A 17,904-nucleotide genomic window follows, 5' to 3' on the forward strand; every position below is an offset into this window, starting at 1 on the left:
CCGCTCGCGGCTGTCAACCGTCAGACAGGGTCGAGCCCGCGCGCGAGGTCGTTTTTGAGCACCTTACCGAACCCGTTCTTGGGCAGCGCATCGATAAAGAATACCGCGCGCGGCACCTTGTAGCGCGCGAGGTTGGCGCGGCAGTGAGCGCGCAAGGTCTCTTCGACTGCGGGCCCTTTGGCGACCACGAAGGCCGCAACCTCCTCGCCCAGTTCACGCGAGGGCCACGCCACGACCGCGACATCCGCGACCGACGGATGCTGCAACAGAACCTGTTCGATCTCGGCGGGATAGATATTGACCCCGCCGCGGATGATCATGTCCTTGGCGCGGCCTACCAAATAGAGGCGCCCTTCAGAATCGAAACGGCCGAGATCGCCCGGATAGAACCAGCCCTCGTGGAACGACTCGCGCGTTGCCTCGGGGTCGTTATGGAACTGCGTCGCACAGGCGCCGCCCCGGTAGCGGACCCGCCCGACCTCGCCGACCGGCAGCGGCTTGTGGTCCTCGCCGACGACCTCGGCTTGCGCATTGTGAACCGGGCGGCCCACCGAGCGCGCCGCATCGCCGGTATCGCTCGGCCGCAACACCGACAGCCCGCCCCCTTCGGTCGAACCGTAATAGTTGTAGAGATTCGGCGTCACCCGTTGCAGCACCGCGTCACGTTCGTCGGGATGAAGAATGGCACCGGTCGTGTACACCGCGCGTGGGCCCGGCAGTAGGTGCCCGCGTTCGGGCGCGATCGCCACCAAGCGGCGCAGCAGCGTCGGCACCAGAAGCGTTACCGTGATCTGTGACCGGGCGATGGCCGCGACCAAATCCTCAGGTTCGTAGGGGAGCGCCATCATTTCGACCGTTGCGCCGTGGTACAGCATCCCCATCACAAAGCTGCGGCCGGCACCAAAATAGATCGGCAACGCGCTCAGGAACCGGTCGCTGGATTGGAACCCGAGGGTGATTGACTGGGTCGAAAACCGCGCGTGCATTTGCCGGTGGCTGTGCATCGGGCCCTTGGGTATGCCGGTCGTCCCGGACGATAGCGACAGCACCAGGCCGTGGTCGTCGCTGCTGGGGAAATCCCGGTTGGGATCGGCGCGGCCGACCGCCGCCCACCAGTCGTCCGCGACCGGGGCTTGATTGAGACCGGCGCCCACCGATTCGCCCGGTTCGGTAAGCACCAACTTTGCGCCGAAGAAACCGGCAATGCGGTCGCGCTCCGCCGCCGTCCACCGCACGTCCATCGGCAAGATGACCGCGCCCGACCGGGCGACCCCGTAGAGGATCGCAAGGTGCGCTGCCGTATCGCGCAGGCACACGCCGACGATATCGCCGGGCCCGATGCCTTGGTCGGCAAGATGCCCGCCGATCCGCCGTACCAGATCGCCAAGATCGCCGTAGGGTATGGTCCGTCCACCACCAACGATCGCCGGATGATCCGGCTGCGTGCGGGCAAAATGGTCGATGCGGTCGGCAATGTTTCCGGACGTTTCCATGGGCCGGTTATAGGGGCTCACCTCCCGACCCGGAAGGGCCGCGCCAATCCCTAGGCTAGCGCCCGATTTGTCGGGTTGTGCGCCGGCAAGCCCGTCAACCTCCCCCACTCGCCGTAGAAGTTGCGCATCATGCCGTCGTCCTGACCGGTCAGGTTCTCGTCCCGCGCAATGATCTGATAGCGCGCGGCGCCCGACCCGAAAGACGCCTCGCAGGCCTCGGCGGCGAAACCGTCCTCGGGCAAATTCCGGCTCAAGGGCCCCCAGTACATGTTGTGGTGCGCCATTCGTTCGCGGCGCTGTTCGGGCGTGTCACCCTTGACGCCGAGGCCGCGGCATTCCAGCACCATCCGATCCGGCGCCACTGGAATCACCGTATCGATTCGAATGACCGTACCGCGCGCCAGGATCATCGCGTTCGGAAACAAATGCGCCGAGCGCATCTCGCTCGCTTCCAATCCTGGCAGCGCCAGACTGTCGGACCGCTCTTGCCACCCTTTGTAGTTCTTGTAGTCGGCGCGAAGCCCCTCGCCCGCTGCGTGTCCGTTGGGATGGATCTTTATTTGGCGCGCAGAGTCCACCTGGGTGCGACGCAGCACCACATGCATGAACGTGTGGTAGGCGTCGAGGTTAGTCTCCATCCACGCTTTCCAATTTGCTGTCAGTTCGGCCCGGTGAAAGTGGAACACCTCCAGCGGTCGCGCACCCATCGGCTCCTCGAAATGATCCAGCAGATGGCCGAGATAGGACGAAAGCGGTGCCGCCGCTTCATCCAGAGTGATGAAAATCAGCCCCAGTTTGGTTTCGGTACGGACCGCCCGAAGCCCGCAGTCCTCCTTTGTCAGACCAACCGTCTCGTAGGCCTCCGGGCGCGGGATATCGATGCACCGACCTTCGGCGTCGTAGGTCCACAAATGATAGAAACAGGTAAGACGTTTGGCGTTTCCCGACACCTCGGAAACCAACCGCGCGCCGCGATGCGAACACACGTTGAAAAAGGTCCGCACCACGCCATCCGCGCCGCGAATGCTGATGAGTGGAATGCCGAGATGATCGTAGGTCCGGAAATCGAACGGCGCCGCCAATTCACTCTCGTGGCAGGCGATTCGCCACGTGCGGGCGAAGATCTCTTCCCGTTCGGTCTCGAAGATCGCCGGGTCGGCATAGACATCGCCGCTAACGTAGCTCTCGGGTGCCAGCGCCGGTGGCGTCCTCCACTGTTCCGCGTTGCGCGCGCTCACAGTTCGGCCCCGCCTGCGTCGATCGCGGCCATGGCCTCGTTGTGCGATACGACGCGCCCGAACCCGAAAGCAATCGCATCGAGCGACGCGTCGTGACGGGCCTGGGCGAAATCGCCGCACGCGTCGCGCACGACGAATGTGCGGTAGTCGCGCTGCCCCGCGTCCCGCGCGGTCGATTCGACGCACATGGAGGTCGTCACCCCGCCCATCATCAGGCATCGAATATCCAACGCGTGAAGCAGAGACTCCAGACCGGACGAAAAGAACGCCGAGTTGCGCGGCTTGTCGATGATGAAATCCTCGGGCGCGACGACTGCCTCCGGAATCAGCGCGGCATCGTCGGTGCCCGCCTTGATCCCGCCCGCTTCTTTGAGGCCGGGCCGGATTTCATGAATCATCAAACCTCCGTCGGCGTAGTCCGGGCGCAACGCGATCTTGGTCCAGATCACCGGCATCCCTTTGCGCCGCGCCGCCGCGGCAAGCTCGATACACCGCAGCGCGGCGTTGCGGCACGCGGTGATATCGCGCCCCTGTTTGGCCACGGATCCCGTGTCCGTACAGAACGCTTGCTGGAGGTCGATGGCCAGAAACGCGGCCCGCGATACTTCGAACTTCATCGAAATCTATGCCCTTTGTTGGTATCCGGTGTTAAGCGTTCATGGCAGCCTAATCAAGGTTAGGCCGCCGCGACACCGCCATCGATGACGATCTCGGCGCCGGTGATGTAGGACCCTGCATCCGACGCGAGCAGCAGGAGCGCACCGTCCATTTCCTCGTCCCGCGCGGGCCGGCCCATCGGGATTTTCGCCAGCATGTCCTGGCCGCGTTCGGTCTTGAGGTAATCAGCACTCATTTCCGTCACGAACAATCCGGGTGCGATCGAATTGACCCGGATGCGCAACGGCGCCAGTTCCATCGCCATCTGCCGGGTAAGGTGCGCTAGACCGGCCTTAGAGGCCATGTAGGCTGGCACCCGAATCATCGTGCGCGTCGCGCCTACCGAGGTTGTGTTGATGATGCTGCCACCGCCGGCAGGTAGCTTGTCGCCGCGCACCGCCATACGTTTGGCCACCGCGCTCGCCATAAACCAAGCACCGTTAAGATTGGTCTCGATGACCGCGCGCCAATCCTCGGTCGTGTGATCTAGCGGTGGCTTGCTCCGCGTCGTGCCCGCGTTGTTGAACAGGACGTCGATCGGCGCGAACCGCGCTTCGATGTCGTCCAACGCGGTTTCCACCGCTGCGGCATCCGAAACGTCAAGTCCGACCGCATAGGCCCGACCGCCCGCGCCCTCGATCTCCGCGACTAACGCGTCGAGCCGGTCGCGCCGCCGTGCTGCAACGGCAACCTTGGCCCCGGCCTCGGCAAACAGCGTCGCCGCGTGCCGCCCGATCCCGCTGGACGCCCCCGTCACCAAGACGCAGCGCTCTGTCAGGTCGAACCGATCCGCCATGATGTCCCCTCCCGCGCGTTTCCTGCACCCAGCATACAACAATCGGATTGAGCGATCCCGGCGGAGCCCCTAGGGTCGCGGACATGAGCGCCGACCTTCGCCAGTACGCCCCCGCCTGCGACCGCAACCGCGATCCCATTTTGGCCGTCCTCAAGCGCCACCTGCCGAACGCGGGCGATGGCCTGGTTCTGGAGGTCGCAAGCGGAACCGGCCAGCACACCGCGTGGTTCGCCCAGGCCTTCCCGCACCTGACCTGGCAACCGACCGACGCCCATGAGCCCGCCCACGACAGCATTCGGGCCTGGATCGCCCACGAGGGCGCTGCCAATGCGCGGGCGCCCCTGCACCTCGATGCCGCCGCGGGCGATTGGCCAGACCTTGGGGCCGACCCCGGCCTCATCGCGATGCTCAACGTCAACATGATCCACATATCGCCGTGGGCGGCGTGCGAGGGGCTGCTCGCTAACGCCGGCCGCCGTCTGCCGCCAACCGGCCTTCTCGTCATGTACGGCCCCTACAAGCGGGGCGGCGCGCATACCGCGCCCAGCAATGCGGCCTTCGACGAATCCTTGCAAGGACGCGATCCGGCCTGGGGCATCCGCAACCTCGAGGACGTGATCGAACGCGCCGATGCGGCCGGTCTTGACCATGTCGAGACGGTCGAGATGCCAGCTAACAACCTCAGCGTCGTCTACCGGCGGCGTTAGGAACGGGTGCAGCGCAGGCCCCCAAGCGCTACAATGCAACAACCTTGGGAGGGCCATTCATGACCAGCGAAGCCAGCGGCGCGAAGCGCTACAAATCCGTCCTCACAGGACCGGTGACTACGACCGAGCCCGCGTTCCTCCATGATATCGGGATGGATCGCATGGTCGGTGCGTTCGTCGCGCTCGCCTCCGAGGTTTACATTCTGCGCGACCGGTTGGCCGCTCTCGAAACCGTCCTCGCCAACAACAAGACTATGGCCGCCGACGCGATCGAGGCGCTGGAGGAAACGCCGGACCAATCCAAGGCCCGGCAGGAAGACGCCCAGCGCTTCGTCACCCGCGTCCTCAGCGAACTGCACCGCTCGGATGTGCCGATCAGCCATATCGGGCGCAAGGTGCGGGAGATGTCGGCATGACGGTGGAGCGCGCGAACAGCCCCTTCGGATTCTCGCCCGAGCGCGAATTTCGCGCCTTCCATACCTTCCTCGCAGCCGCGCGCAACCACCGCATGGGACCGCTCTACGAACAGACCTACGCCGACTACCGCCGCGCCGGGGGCAACGGTCAGAACATGACGACGGTCCTCGACGTCATCGACGATCTCCCCGCCTACCAGCTTTACGCGTGGGCGATGCGGCATATGCAACAGTTCAAGTACGACCACCCGGATTTCGGCATCGTGCCGGCGGTCGGCGCGCGCAAGAAAGATCTGCGCCAGCGCCTGCGCGACCTGTCGGACGAGGGCGTCAAGGCGGGCACCCTCGTCCTCGATCCCGACCTAGCGATGCCCGACTACTTCACGATGACCGATTTCCACCAGCACCCGGGCGGCGTCGCGGGCGATCCCTTAGCCGGGCTAGCCTATGAAATGGCCCGCGCGGTGCGCTTCAAACCGGGCACGGACTCGAACAACCTCTACCGCAATATTTTCTCCTACCTGCCGCAGGACCGCGACTACCGGCGGATGCTCGACTGGGGCACCAGTTTTGGCGCGGGCGTCCGCACCTGGCTCGATCTGCACCCCGGTACCGAGGCCCACGGGGTGGACCTCTCCGAACCGTGCCTGCGCCTCGCCTACGTGCGCGCCCGCGAGCGCAACATGACCGCGCAGTGGCGCCAGGAAGACGTCGAACATCTGTCCTACGCGGCCGGCACCTTCGACATCGCCCTTTTCGCCTTCATGCTGCACGAATTCCCGGCCGAGCGGTTCCCCGCGCTATTTGCCGAGGCGGCCCGGGTTCTCAACGAGCGCGGCGTCTTCGTCGGCTTCGAACTCGCCTACGTCGACGGCAGCCCGTTCCAGAACGCCCTGCAAGACCAAGAAGGCTGGCTCAACGACGAACCCTTCATGCCCGACTGCTTCAAGAGCGACTTCGCTACCCTGTTCCGCGACGCCGGTTTCACGACCGTCACCATCCGCCGCTTTGACCAAATGGCCGACAACGTCACCCATTCCTCGCCGGACATCCCGAAACGCCAGACCTGGAATATTTACGTGGTGGAGAAGTAGGCGCGCGGAGAACTGGGTATCGAACACCCACCGGGAATCGGCTAACGCCCGACAACCGAGTTCAGCGGGCCTAAGCCGCCCGAACCACGAAATCGACGTGCCCACCGTCGTACGAAAAACGACACGCCCGTCCACGGTGCCCACGATTGTTGTATCTCGCCTTCGCAAGTCGCTGGCCTGCGACTTCGTCACCGCCAACGATCGCTTGCGGGACCGGATGAAAGAGGCGGACCTCCCTATCCCGGCGCTTTCGTAACCCGAAGCCGCCGCGCTCTGTCGTTGAACTCAACCGGGTTCGTCGCTCGTCGCCCCGCTGCGTTCACGTTTCCGGTCCCCGCATTGACGCTCCGAAAAAGCCCCCCACATCCATTCCAGCCCCCGCTTGCCGCCGCGTTGTCACCCAACCGAGATCGACGCGCTGGCGACAATCCGCGCCGAGGGGCACCCGCCAGGACGGGCCTACCGACGCGGGAGACACTGAACTGGGAAAAAAGTCCGGGCCGTTGGGTTCGTTTGTTTTATCCACAGACGGGCCATTGTTTTTAAACGATTTTTTGGCTTCGTTCGTGGAAACAGCCTCATCGGCACGGATACGCCGAGACGGAAAGCGTCGCCGCCCCCATCCTGCGTTCTCGAATGAAGACTTTCATGCAATGTTCTGATTTGAAAAGTTTTTTTGTTTTCTATTGCTAGAGCCCTCTGTGCCTAACCGCCGCGCGCGCTGCGTTCACCGTGCCCCAATCCATCCGCTATGATGGCTCCCCGCTCCACTTGCCTGGGAAGACCCACCATGCGCTCGAACCAGCCCGCCGACGTGACCGACGTTCTTGAGGATCGTTCGTTCCGCGCCTTCCATACCTTCATGCGGGCGAGCCGCGCCTATATGGATGCCGCTGTCTACGACGAAACCTGGCACAGCTACCGGCGTGCCGCCGGCGACCGTGGGCTGACCAACGGCGACGCGCCGAGAGATGCCGACGCGGCCTTTGATGTGTTGGACGCGCTGCCCGCCTACCAGCTCTACGCCTGGATGTACCGCCACCTGCAACGCTTCAAATACAACTATCCGGATCTGGGCCTCCAGCCCAAGGCCGAAGGCGAAGCTGCCCACATCCAGCGCGAACTCGATGCCGCCGCCGACTCGGCGATCGCCGCCGGCACATTACGGCTCAACCCGGACGTGACCTACCCCGACTATTACCGCCTCACCGATTTCCACCAGCACCCCGGCGGTGTGTGGTCCGACGAGATCGACGGCCTCGTCTACGAACTCGGGCGGCGCACGACGCGGCCGCACGAGGACGACGCCAACGACCTCTACCGCCTCGCCTTTTCCTATTTACCCAAACGCGATTATGCGCGGGTGCTCGACTGGGGCACCGGTCAGGGCGGCTTCGCGCTGACCTGGCTCGAGTCCCACCCGGACGCCGAAGTGCACGGCGTCGACATCGCCGCTCCCTGTCTCAAACTCGTCAACAAACGGGCGATGGAGCGCGGCGTCACTGTGCATCTGTCCCAGCAGGCGGTCGAGGCGATGGACTACCCCGACGACCACTTCGATCTGATCCTGTCGTGCTTCATGTTCCACGAAATCCCGCCCGCGCCGACGCCGGGCATCCTGGCCGAGATCGCCCGCGTCCTGAAACCGGGCGGCATCTTTGCCGGCATCGAATTTCTCCCAAAGGAAAATAGCCCGTTCCAAGAAGCGATGATGCTCACCACGGCCTACACCAACAACGAACCCTTCGCGCCCGCCTCCTACACATATCCCTATGTCGAGAAAGCCAAGGAGGCCGGCTTCGCCAAGGCCGACATCGTGTGGTTCGACAAGATCATGGCCCCAGCGAGCGACAACTCGGCCGTCCCCCCGCGCACTCGTTACCCGATCTATTTGTTCGAAAAGTAGGCACCGCAGTTTGGCGGAGATAAAACCGCTCGCATGGCTCGTCGTGCGCGCGTTAGATTTCCGCCGGGCGGCACTCACCGCAAGCCCTAGCCGATCGGACGTCCCGCCTTCGACCGCGGTATTGACATCGCCAACGGCACAACCTATCTACGCCGCAACGGGTGAAGGCCCCGGCCGCTCGCAGGCGTAAGCCATGGTGAAGCCTTCAATGTTCGACCGATCCGCTCCGATGTGTTTTCGCGGACCGATGGCAATGCGAGCCCCATCACTCTTCCGCAGAGAGGCACATGTGTGAGGTTGTCATGCTTGGATCGTCGTCGCCCCCTTCCCTAGAAGACTTGAAAGTCCAGGCTAAACGCCTGCGCACCGAACTCGATGCCGGCGGGACGCCGGTCACCCACGCCCGCGCGCTGGAATTGCTCGCCCATCAATACGGTCACAAAGATTGGAACACGCTGCACGCTGCGGTCGGCAATCGTCCGCCGGCTTGCCCGTTTTCGATCGGTCAAAGGCTTCGCGGTGCCTACCTCGGCCAGGCCTTCGACGGCGAGGTGATTGCGGTCGGCATCCTCGGAAACGAGCGCTACCGAATCACCCTCGTCTTCGACGAGCCGGTGGACGTCGTCACGTTCGAAAGCTTTTCGGCGTTTCGACGACGGGTTTCAGCCACCGTCGACCGTCACGGGGTCACCGTCGAGAAAACCTCGAACGGTGTCCCGCACATGGTCTTGGCGCTTTAGCCCGCTTCTTTGAGACGATCTATCCGGCGGGTTGGTATCCCGCCGGATTTACTCGTCGATCAAGACGATGTGGAGCCGCCGGGGACCGTGCGCCCCCAAATACAGGGTCAGTTCGATATCCGCCGTGGACGATGGGCCGGAGACGAACATTGCCGTGCGCGGCATTGCGTTGGCACCTTCCCCCCGCGAAGCCCGCAGCGCATCCCATGCGTCTTCGAGCGTCCCGGTAATCTGACTCCGGCGCAGAACCACGACGTGATTGTCGGGCAACAGGTTGAGGGTGATCGGACTGCCCGGGCCGGAAGTCAGCATCAACGTGCCGGTTTCCGCAATAGCGACAAACGCCCCCGTGACGCCCACTTGGTCGCTCTCCACCGGCACGCCCGTGCGGGTTTGGAGCATCGGTTGATTGCCCCACCCTAGCCCTGCGACATCGGGTGCGAGGACCGCGGCAGCCGGGAGGTTGTGCTGCGCCAGGTAAGCCGCCACCGCGGCTGGCACCGCCGATTCGTTCGCCACCCGCGCCACCGTGGCATGCGTCCCGGTGATTTGTTCGACGAACATCTCGACCCGCCGGGCGGGCTCGACGTCGCTACGGGTTGGCACCACGTTGCGGGCGTGGTTCTCGATCCGGGCGGCGACCGCCACCCGCGCTGCCGCGTCGTTTCGGGGGCCCAGCGAATCGCGGATTGCGGCCAGGATTTTCTCACGCGCGCTCACGGTGTGCCTGCCTTGCGGCTCTGGGCCCACCGCGCGCTGAAGGTCCGCCCCTGCGGCGCCGGAAAATCGCGCGTCGCCGTCCACCCGCGGGCAAACGGTAGATCATCCATCCTCCCCAACGGTCGCCCGCGCCAGGCGAGATACCTCACGACGAGACCGGTCATCCGTCGATACAACGCCGGCCGCTTCGCCAACCAGGCCCAGGCGCGGATCGCCCATCGCTGACGGACGCCGTCGAGTTTCCGCTCGAAGGCCTGCTCGCGCCAGTGCCGCATCATCTTCGGCAACGGTATCCGCATCGGACACACCGCCTCGCAGCGACCGCAAAACGGCGTCGCGCTAGGCAAGTGATGGGCCTGATCGATACCGATCATCGCCGGCGTAAGCACCGCCCCCATCGGTCCGGAATAAACCCAACCGTAGGCATGGCCGCCGATCGACGCATAAACCGGGCAATGGTTGAAACACGCACCGCACCGGATGCAGCGCAAGATCTCTTGGAACTCGCTCCCGAGCAACGCGCTGCGCCCGTTGTCGAGGAGGACGACATGGTAGGCGTTTGGACCGTCCGGATCTTCCGTCCGCTTCGGGCCCGTCGAGAACGTCGTGTAGACCGACATTTGTTGACCGGTCGCCGAGCGCGCCAACACCCGCAGCAAGGTCGAAGCATCTTCGAGCGTCGGGACGATTTTCTCGAGACTCGCGATCACGATATGGGTCGATGGCAACTGCTGGGTCAGGTCGCCGTTCCCTTCGTTCGTCACGATCACCGACGACCCGGTTTCGGCAATCAGGAAATTTGCCCCTGTGATCCCGACATCGGCCGCCAAATAGCGCGGACGCAGGATCTCCCGGGCTTCGGCGACCAGGTCGACGCCTTCGATCAACCGTTGGGTCTTACCGTATTGACGATGGTGTTCGGCGAACAGGTCGGAAACCTGCTCCTTGGTCTTGTGTATCGCCGGCCCGATGATGTGGGATGGCGGCTCGTCGGCAAGCTGAATGATGTATTCGCCGAGATCGGTCTCGACCGGCGTAATCCCGTGTTCTTCGAGATAAGGGTTTAGCGCGATCTCCTCGGCGATCATCGACTTGCCCTTGGTCACCGTTCGCGCGCCCGCCGCCTGGCACAAGTCCAGCACGATCCGGCGCGCGTCTTCGGGCGTTTTGGCCCAATGGACATGTCCGCCGTTGGTGCGGACGATCTCTTCAAACTTCTCCAGATAGAGATCGAGGTGCGCCAGCACATGGTCCTTGATCCGAACTGCGTCGTCCCGCAGCGCTTCGAACTCCGGCATCGCCGTCACGGCCGCGGTCCGCCGCGCGGTAAAGTTCTTGTCGACCCGCGACAGAGCCGTCTGTAGATCCGTGTCTAAGAGGGCTTTAGTAACGTTGTCGCGAAACAGCGCGCTTGTGGGCTGCATCTACGATGCCTCCCCGATGGGCGGGTCGTCGGTCATCCCCGCCAGAATTTCGGCGACATGCCGCACGACAATCGCCGATCCGTCGCGTTTGAGTTTGCCCGCAATGTTGAAAAGACACCCGAGGTCGCCGGCCACGAGCGTCGTCGCGCCGGTCGAGGCAACGCTGTCTGCCTTTTTGCGAACAATTTCACCGGAGATGTCGCCGTACTTCACCGCGAACGTGCCGCCAAAGCCACAGCACGCTTCCCCGTTCGGTACCTCGACAAGGGTCAAACCGGTGACCTGAGACAGCAACGCCCGCGGTTGATTGCGCACCCCCATTTCGCGCAAGGACGAGCACGAATCGTGATAGGCCACTGTGCCGTCGTGGCGGGCCGGCAGGGCCGCAACCTTCAGCACATCGGCAAGAAATGAGGTGAGTTCCCACGTTCGCGCCGCCAGATCGCGGGCCGCCGCGGCATGCACCGGGTCGTCCGAAAACAAGCGCTCAAAGTGGACCTTAATCATCCCAGCGCACGACCCCGACGGCACCACCACGTAGTCGTATCCTTCGAATGCTTTGAGAACCCCGATAGCGATGCCGCGCGCGTCCTTGCGGTCACCTGCGTTGTAGGCGGGCTGACCACAGCACGTCTGAGCCGCCGGAACCTCGACAGTACACCCGGCATCCTCAAGGAGTTTAACCGCCGCAAACCCGACCGACGGCCGGAACAGATCGACCAGGCAGGTCACGAACAGGCCGACGCGCGGTGCCACGCTCATGACCGCGCCTGGTACACGACGTGCGCCGCGATCAATCCGTCGATCTCCATTGCCGAAAATCCCGCGTCGCGCAACACATCGCGACTGTTGGCGCCGTCTTCAACCGGCGGCGTCGGTTCTTTCGGCAATGTCCGGGAGAAGCGCGGCGCCGGCGCGGGTTGATCGATTCCGCCGACATCGATCATCGTTCGACGTGCCGCGATATGGGGATCGCGCGCGACTTCATCGCGGTCCAATACGGGGGAGACGCAAGCATCGCTCCCGGTAAAGACTTCAACCCATGCATCCCGTGTTCGCCCGCGGAATATCTCGGTAAAGCGGGCACGCAATATTGCCCACTTGCTGCGATCGTATTGGTCGGGAAGGTCCGCTGCGTCGAGACCGAGGCCATTGAGCAACGCGGTAAAGAATTTGGGCTCGATCGCACCGACCGCAACATACCGACCGTCCTTGGTTTCATAGGTATCGTAAAAAGGTGCGCCGCCGTCCAACAGGTTTTCGCCGCGCCCGCTGGGCCAGTGCCCCGCCGCTGCCAGCGCATTGAACATCGTCATCAGTTGCGCGGCGCCGTCCACCATCGCGGCATCGACGACTTGCCCCCGCCCGGTCGCCCGGGCCGAGACGATCCCCGCCAACATGCCAACGGCCAGATACATGGCGCCGCCGCCGTAGTCGCCGACCAGATTGAGCGGCGGGACCGGGCGCTCGCCGGCGCGACCGATCGCACCCAGCGCCCCGGCAACCGCGATGTAATTGAGGTCGTGTCCTGCGGTCATCGCTAACGGCCCGCTTTGCCCCCACCCGGTCACCCGGCCATAGACCAATGCCGGATTGCGCGCGAGACATACGTCGGGACCGAGACCGAGCCGCTCCATGACCCCGGGCCGCATCCCTTCGATGAGCCCGTCGGCACCGTCGAGCAAACGCAGGACCGCCGCCGCGGCCATTGGATGCTTCAGGTCCACCGCTATGGACGAGCGGCCCCGGTTGAGCAGTTGAAGATGTGACGGTAACGCTACGCCAAGGCCGGAATGTTGGGGTCGATCGACCCTAATCACCTGCGCGCCAAGGTCAGCCAGGACCATGGCGCAATAGGGCGCAGGGCCGATTCCAGCAATTTCGACGATTCGGATTCCGGTGAGGGGTCCCATGGGCGAAGAGTCACCCGTTGCGCGCTAAGGCGCAAGGGTCGCGTCGAGGGCGCCTGTTAGGACTTTTCGGGCGCCAGCATGTCCTCAAGGCGCTTGGTGGTTCGCAACCCGTCAAGCTCTTCGAGCCGATATTCCCAGCCCTTGACCTTTTGGTTGATCTCCAACGCCTTCTGGGTTGCTTCAGCGCGGCCATCCTCCGGCGCATCGGTCGCCACCTCGGCGCTCACCCGTCCCCACCGAGGCGGTTCGTCGAACCGGCTCGCGCCTTCGGGTTTTGGCAAGGTAATGACCTCAAACTTGAGGACCAATCCGTTAAAGAGCTCGTACTCGGCCAAGTGCCGAATGTTCTCGCTCCCCGCGAAGTCCTGGTGGGGCGCCGGTTCGACATCGGCAAATTCAAAGCGCTCCACGACAAGAGCCAACCGGTCGGCCTCGTTGTCGGTTTTATAGGTTCGGTTATCGGGAACCCCGTCGATTTCGACTTTCTCGCCCGGTGTTACCCGACGACCGGTAACGACCTCGCCATCCGGATGCCGAATGGTGTAGCGCTTCACCTGTTTGGGATCGAGTTCGAACACGTTGCGGTCGAGCCAATCCGCCGGCGACCTGCCAAAGTTCACTTCGCCTTCGGCGAGCCAAGAGCGCGCCTCACCTTCACGGCGCAAATAGGTACCGCCGCGCCCGTCGACGTAAAGAAAGAACTTACGGCGCCCGATGATGCCTGCCCCGAGTTGTTCGCCGTCACGGGCGAGGAAGCGGACGCCCCGTGCTTCGGACTCGTCCCCCTCCGGGTCTTCGACCTGGAGGTGTTTGTAGCGGTCGGGAAGCGACGTCTTGCCTTCGACCAACCTCAGGCTCGCCATTTCGAGGAGGAAGTTCCGAACGGTCTCGCGCTTAACGGTGTATTGGTTCTTTTCCTCGATCCCCCAGCCGTCGCCGGCACCGGTGATCGTAAAGCGATGATCCGCCGTCACGATTTCGATCGCACCGACATCGTTGATGCGCTCGACCAACTTGGGAAAGGCAGGTTCGCGGTCACCGACAACCGTCACCGGGACGGAGTCGCGAGCTAGGGTCACGATGGCCCCGATCACCGCGATGGCAGTGACCCCGGCCAACAGAACGAACGCACGCGTATTCACGATGCGCGCCCCCCCGTCACTGCGAGTTCGCCGCGCGTACTGCGAATGCGCCGACCGAACCGCTGACGTCGCAAGAAGAACAACACAATGGCAACTAAAGCGATCAACAACGGGATGGCACCGATATTGACGACCTTCAACGTGGCGTCGAGATCGTCGATATCCTGTTGCAACGCGTGTTGCACTTCCCGCAAGTCGGCGCGCGAACGGACGATATCGCGGCGGAGGTCGCTAATCGCCTTTTGCTGGTCGGCCGACAAAATGAACTGGCCTTCGTCGGTCCGCTGGAGCTCGGCAATCCGCGCCTGCGTCGTTTCGATATTCTGGAGCAGTTCGCGTTCCTTGGACCGAAACTGAAGTTCCGCGTCGCGGCGAATTTCATCAACCAGCGTAAAGGGACGCGCGGAAAGGCCACGACCCCGGAGGCCGATTAGGCTTGCAGATCCCGCGAGGTTCTCAAGCATGTTGACGAACAGGTCGCCGTTCTGCGCTACCGGTACCGCCTGATTGCCCCCGCCACCTTGCATCCAAATCTGATCCGCGAGCATGTCGGCGTCGGCAACCACGATGGCGTTGATCGATCCGTCCGACTTTGAGCGATGCTCGGCAACCAGTTCGGGATCGGGTCCGGTCGCATTGCGGTCGTCCTCGCGGTCCGGGGGCCCGTCGGGGAACGCCGATTGGGCCGGGCCGGTGAACCGTCCGGCGATGGTCATCACCTCGCCCGAGGCCTTGAAATCGGTCAGGATTTGAATTGGGTTGGGATTGGGCCGGATCGCCTCGATATCGAGGACCTGCGATTGTTCGCTTGAGAACAGCAGCGGTGTCATCGATAGGCCCGCGCCTTCCTTCACCCCGACTCTACCCGCAGCGATGAGATTGATCCGCTCCAGATCTTGGGTGACGACATCGTCGCGGTTGATGCTGATCGGCCCCAACGACAGCCACGGGAGATATTCGGTGACGACGCGGCGACCGCCAGACAGGGCGGCAACACGCTGTGCTGCAATGCGATCGCCGACGACGCCGTCCGGATCGGCCTCAATACCCCACGCATCCAGAAGCGCCCCCAACGCATGGCCGGTCGGCGGCGTATAGGGTTGACCCGGTTGGGTCTGCGGCGGTGGATTCACTTCGACATGGGGGTCCGCAAAAATCAACGCCTTGCCGCCGCGCATCACGAATTGATCAATCGCGTATTGAGTTGTCGGGCTCAGGTTGGTCGGCTGAATCAACAGGACCATGTCTGTATCGTCACTGATCCTCTTGATGTTCCCGCCGATGATCCGGATATCGAAGAACTGCTGCGCTTGCTCGTAGGCCACCCAGGGGGCGAAACGACGGGCCTGATCGGCCGCGATGGGCAGCGATGAAATCATCGCGACGACCGTCTTGCCGGGTTTGGACAGGTTAAACACAAGCTTGGAAATGTCGTATTCCAAAAACGCTTCGCGGCTCGGCGTGAAGAACGGAATAATGTCTTCGTCGTCGGTCGAGTTGGTTCCCGCGAGGCCGAAATACATGACCTCGCCAGCACTACTGATCGGCACCCCTTGGATGCCGAAACCGACCGCCTGGTCCTCTTCGACGGAGAACTGCTCAGGGACGAACTTTTCGAGTTTGATCTTGCCGTCGGCCAAGCCCGCATAACGGTCGAGCACCTCTTCAACACGGGTGGCATAGGCCGCCAACGCAGGGATTTGCTGCACCTGTTCGGAACGATAGAACTTCAACGTAACCGGTTCGTTCAACGACGCCAGGATATCGCGGGTCCCGTCGGTTACGGTAAAAAGCGCGTCTTCGGTAAGGTCGAGTTGGGCGCTCTTGAAGACGCTGTTCGAAATGATATTGACCGCCAGGAACAATACGATCGCCAAGACGATCGACAGGACCGTCATCGTGTTGCGGTCGAGCTTCAGACCGGCGTTGGTGGGTTGTTGGGTCATCGTCTAGGCCGACTTCTTAAGATCGACGATCGCGGTATTCGCAAACAGAAAAACGCCGATCATCGAAACGAAGAACACAATCTCGCGCAGGTCGATCACGCCCTTGGAGATTTGTTGGAAGTTGGTCAAGAAACTCAACGAGGCAATGACGTCGACAATCCAATCGGGCGCCCACGACCGGAACGCCCCGAGCACGATATCCAGGCCCGCCATCAGGAAGAGGAAACTCACCGCAGCGCCAACGACGAAGGCAATGATCTGGTTCTTCGTCAACGCCGACAAACACGAGACCAGCGACAGGAATGCTCCCGCCATCAACCACGACCCAAGGTAACTCGCCACAACGACACCATTGTCGGGATTGCCCAGGATATTGACGGTGATCCAAATCGGAAAAGTCAGCGCCAGTGCCAGCAGCGTGAACAGCCAAGCCGCCAAGAATTTGCCCGCAACCACCTGGAACGTCGAGATCGGCAGGGTCAGCAGCAACTCAATCGTCCCTGCCTTACGTTCCTCGGCCCAAAGCCGCATCCCGATCGCGGGAATGAGGAACAGGTAGAGCCAGGGGTGGAAGGTGAAAAACGGCTGCAGATCCGATTGTGATCGCGAGAAAAACGATCCGAGGTAAAAAGTGAAGGCCCCGATCGCCGCCAAGAAAATTACCAGAAACACATACGCCACCGGCGTCGAAAAGTACGCCCCAAGTTCGCGTTTGGTCACCACCAGCGTGTTACGCATGTCAGTGGCCCACCCTTCGCTGGGTGATCTCGCGAAACACATCGTCCAAGCTACCCGGGACCGGCATGATGTGCTCAGGCGCGACGTTCTCGCGGCCCATCAATTCGGTCACGGCGGCAAAGATGTCATCGGCGCCCTTTGGTGCCGCCGTGACATGCGCAATGCCCTCAACCTTACCCGTGATCTCAACGAACCCGACGCTAGAGATCGCGCGCAGCTTGGTCCGGATTTGTTCGGCGTGGGCCACCGGTACGCGAATAGATAGCGTGCTCGGGGCGGTTGAGGCGGCCCGCAGTTCTTCGGGTGTCCCATCAGCCAGCAATTTACCATGGGCAATGATCAATGCCCGCGTGCACACTGCGTCGACCTCTTCCAGAATATGCGTCGAAATGACGATCGCCTTGGTGGGTGCCATTTTTTGCAGCAGCGTCCGGACTTCGTGCTTTTGGTTGGGATCGAGGCCGTCGGTCGGCTCGTCCAGAATCAGCAGTTCGGGATCGTGCAGGATCGCTTGGGCCAGACCGACCCGCCGTTTGAAACCCTTGGAGAGCGTCTCGACCGGTCGGAAGATAACTTCTTCGAGGTGGACTTGCTCGATGACCTCCTCGATCCGGCGTTTTCGCTCCGCCTTCGATAGGCCGCGCACTTCAGCCACGAAGTTCAACAACGCCCGCGCCGTCATGTCGCCGTAGAGCGGCGCGCCCTCGGGCAAGTAGCCGATCCGGCTCTTGACGGCGATCGGGTCTGACGCGACATCGTAGCCCTGAACGACGGCGGTGCCTTCGGACGGCGACAGGAATCCGGTGATCATCTTCATCGTCGTCGATTTTCCGGCGCCGTTAGGCCCTAGGAAGCCGAGAACCTCGCCTTTGTTCACCTTGAACGACACCTGGTCGACCGCCGTGAGCGGTCCGAACCGCTTCGTCAACGCTCGAACATCTAGAACATCATCGGCCATAGTAATTCTATGTCGC

17 protein-coding genes are annotated in these 17,904 nt (G+C 62.9%); 5 read left to right on the top strand and 12 right to left on the bottom strand.

Annotation, left to right across the window (positions count from 1 at the left end; genetic code table 11):
* Positions 1-20: 20 nt before the first annotated feature.
* The 4 genes from RID42_14490 to RID42_14505 are packed head-to-tail and all read right to left on the bottom strand — an operon-like array spanning position 21 to position 4,184.
* Positions 21-1,493, bottom strand: coding sequence for an AMP-binding protein (locus RID42_14490; GenBank protein MEQ8248882.1), 1,473 nt, complete (start codon positions 1,491-1,493; stop codon positions 21-23).
* Between the two features lie 50 nt (positions 1,494-1,543).
* The gene (locus RID42_14495) at positions 1,544-2,731 is read right to left on the bottom strand and encodes an aromatic ring-hydroxylating dioxygenase subunit alpha (GenBank protein MEQ8248883.1); all 1,188 of its coding nucleotides are present in this window, start codon (positions 2,729-2,731) and stop codon (positions 1,544-1,546) included.
* Positions 2,728-3,348, bottom strand: coding sequence for an isochorismatase family cysteine hydrolase (locus tag RID42_14500; protein ID MEQ8248884.1), 621 nt, complete (start codon positions 3,346-3,348; stop codon positions 2,728-2,730). The genes RID42_14495 and RID42_14500 overlap by 4 nt, the downstream gene beginning before the upstream one ends.
* 59 nt (positions 3,349-3,407) lie before the next feature.
* Complete coding sequence (locus tag RID42_14505) at positions 3,408-4,184, bottom strand: SDR family NAD(P)-dependent oxidoreductase (GenBank protein MEQ8248885.1); 777 nt, start codon at positions 4,182-4,184, stop codon at positions 3,408-3,410.
* Positions 4,185-4,267: 83 nt separating this feature from the next.
* On the opposite strand from RID42_14505, the gene RID42_14510 reads away from it, so the two are divergent.
* The 5 genes from RID42_14510 to RID42_14530 all read left to right on the top strand — a co-directional run bounded on the left by RID42_14510 (position 4,268) and on the right by RID42_14530 (position 9,047).
* Entirely contained in the window at positions 4,268-4,891 is a 624-nt protein-coding gene (locus RID42_14510; protein ID MEQ8248886.1) for a DUF938 domain-containing protein, read from the top strand.
* Positions 4,892-4,950: 59 nt separating this feature from the next.
* Positions 4,951-5,307 carry a hypothetical protein gene (locus RID42_14515; protein MEQ8248887.1) on the top strand — a complete coding sequence of 119 codons (357 nt, stop codon included), beginning with the start codon at positions 4,951-4,953 and terminating at the stop codon, positions 5,305-5,307.
* A complete protein-coding gene (locus tag RID42_14520) occupies positions 5,304-6,401 on the top strand; it encodes a class I SAM-dependent methyltransferase (GenBank protein MEQ8248888.1) in 1,098 nt (365 codons plus the stop codon). Before RID42_14515 ends, RID42_14520 begins: the two co-directional genes overlap by 4 nt.
* Positions 6,402-7,191: 790 nt before the next feature.
* Complete coding sequence (locus RID42_14525) at positions 7,192-8,307, top strand: class I SAM-dependent methyltransferase (protein MEQ8248889.1); 1,116 nt, start codon at positions 7,192-7,194, stop codon at positions 8,305-8,307.
* Between the two features lie 287 nt (positions 8,308-8,594).
* The gene (locus tag RID42_14530) at positions 8,595-9,047 is read left to right on the top strand and encodes a glyoxalase superfamily protein (protein MEQ8248890.1); all 453 of its coding nucleotides are present in this window, start codon (positions 8,595-8,597) and stop codon (positions 9,045-9,047) included.
* A gap of 48 nt (positions 9,048-9,095) precedes the next feature.
* Here RID42_14530 and RID42_14535 read toward each other — a convergent pair whose 3' ends face one another.
* From RID42_14535 to RID42_14570, 8 genes are read right to left on the bottom strand one after another with little or no spacing between them, the layout of a single operon-like run.
* On the bottom strand, positions 9,096-9,767 hold the full coding sequence (locus RID42_14535; GenBank protein ID MEQ8248891.1) for an LUD domain-containing protein: 672 nt from the start codon (positions 9,765-9,767) through the stop codon (positions 9,096-9,098).
* A complete protein-coding gene (locus tag RID42_14540) occupies positions 9,764-11,191 on the bottom strand; it encodes a LutB/LldF family L-lactate oxidation iron-sulfur protein (GenBank protein ID MEQ8248892.1) in 1,428 nt (475 codons plus the stop codon). Before RID42_14540 ends, RID42_14535 begins: the two co-directional genes overlap by 4 nt.
* Complete coding sequence (locus tag RID42_14545) at positions 11,192-11,953, bottom strand: (Fe-S)-binding protein (GenBank protein MEQ8248893.1); 762 nt, start codon at positions 11,951-11,953, stop codon at positions 11,192-11,194.
* Complete coding sequence (locus RID42_14550) at positions 11,950-13,104, bottom strand: CaiB/BaiF CoA-transferase family protein (protein ID MEQ8248894.1); 1,155 nt, start codon at positions 13,102-13,104, stop codon at positions 11,950-11,952. The genes RID42_14545 and RID42_14550 overlap by 4 nt, the downstream gene beginning before the upstream one ends.
* 56 nt (positions 13,105-13,160) lie before the next feature.
* A complete protein-coding gene (locus RID42_14555) occupies positions 13,161-14,246 on the bottom strand; it encodes a DUF4340 domain-containing protein (GenBank protein MEQ8248895.1) in 1,086 nt (361 codons plus the stop codon).
* The gene (locus RID42_14560; protein MEQ8248896.1) at positions 14,243-16,192 is read right to left on the bottom strand and encodes a Gldg family protein; all 1,950 of its coding nucleotides are present in this window, start codon (positions 16,190-16,192) and stop codon (positions 14,243-14,245) included. Before RID42_14560 ends, RID42_14555 begins: the two co-directional genes overlap by 4 nt.
* A 3-nt stretch (positions 16,193-16,195) precedes the next feature.
* Positions 16,196-16,930 carry an ABC transporter permease gene (locus RID42_14565; protein ID MEQ8248897.1) on the bottom strand — a complete coding sequence of 245 codons (735 nt, stop codon included), beginning with the start codon at positions 16,928-16,930 and terminating at the stop codon, positions 16,196-16,198.
* Position 16,931: 1 nt separating this feature from the next.
* Positions 16,932-17,888, bottom strand: coding sequence for an ABC transporter ATP-binding protein (locus tag RID42_14570; protein MEQ8248898.1), 957 nt, complete (start codon positions 17,886-17,888; stop codon positions 16,932-16,934).
* Positions 17,889-17,904: the final 16 nt, after the last annotated feature.

This window comes from Alphaproteobacteria bacterium (genome assembly GCA_040216735.1).
Lineage (GTDB): Bacteria > Pseudomonadota > Alphaproteobacteria > SHVP01 > SHVP01 > CALJDF01.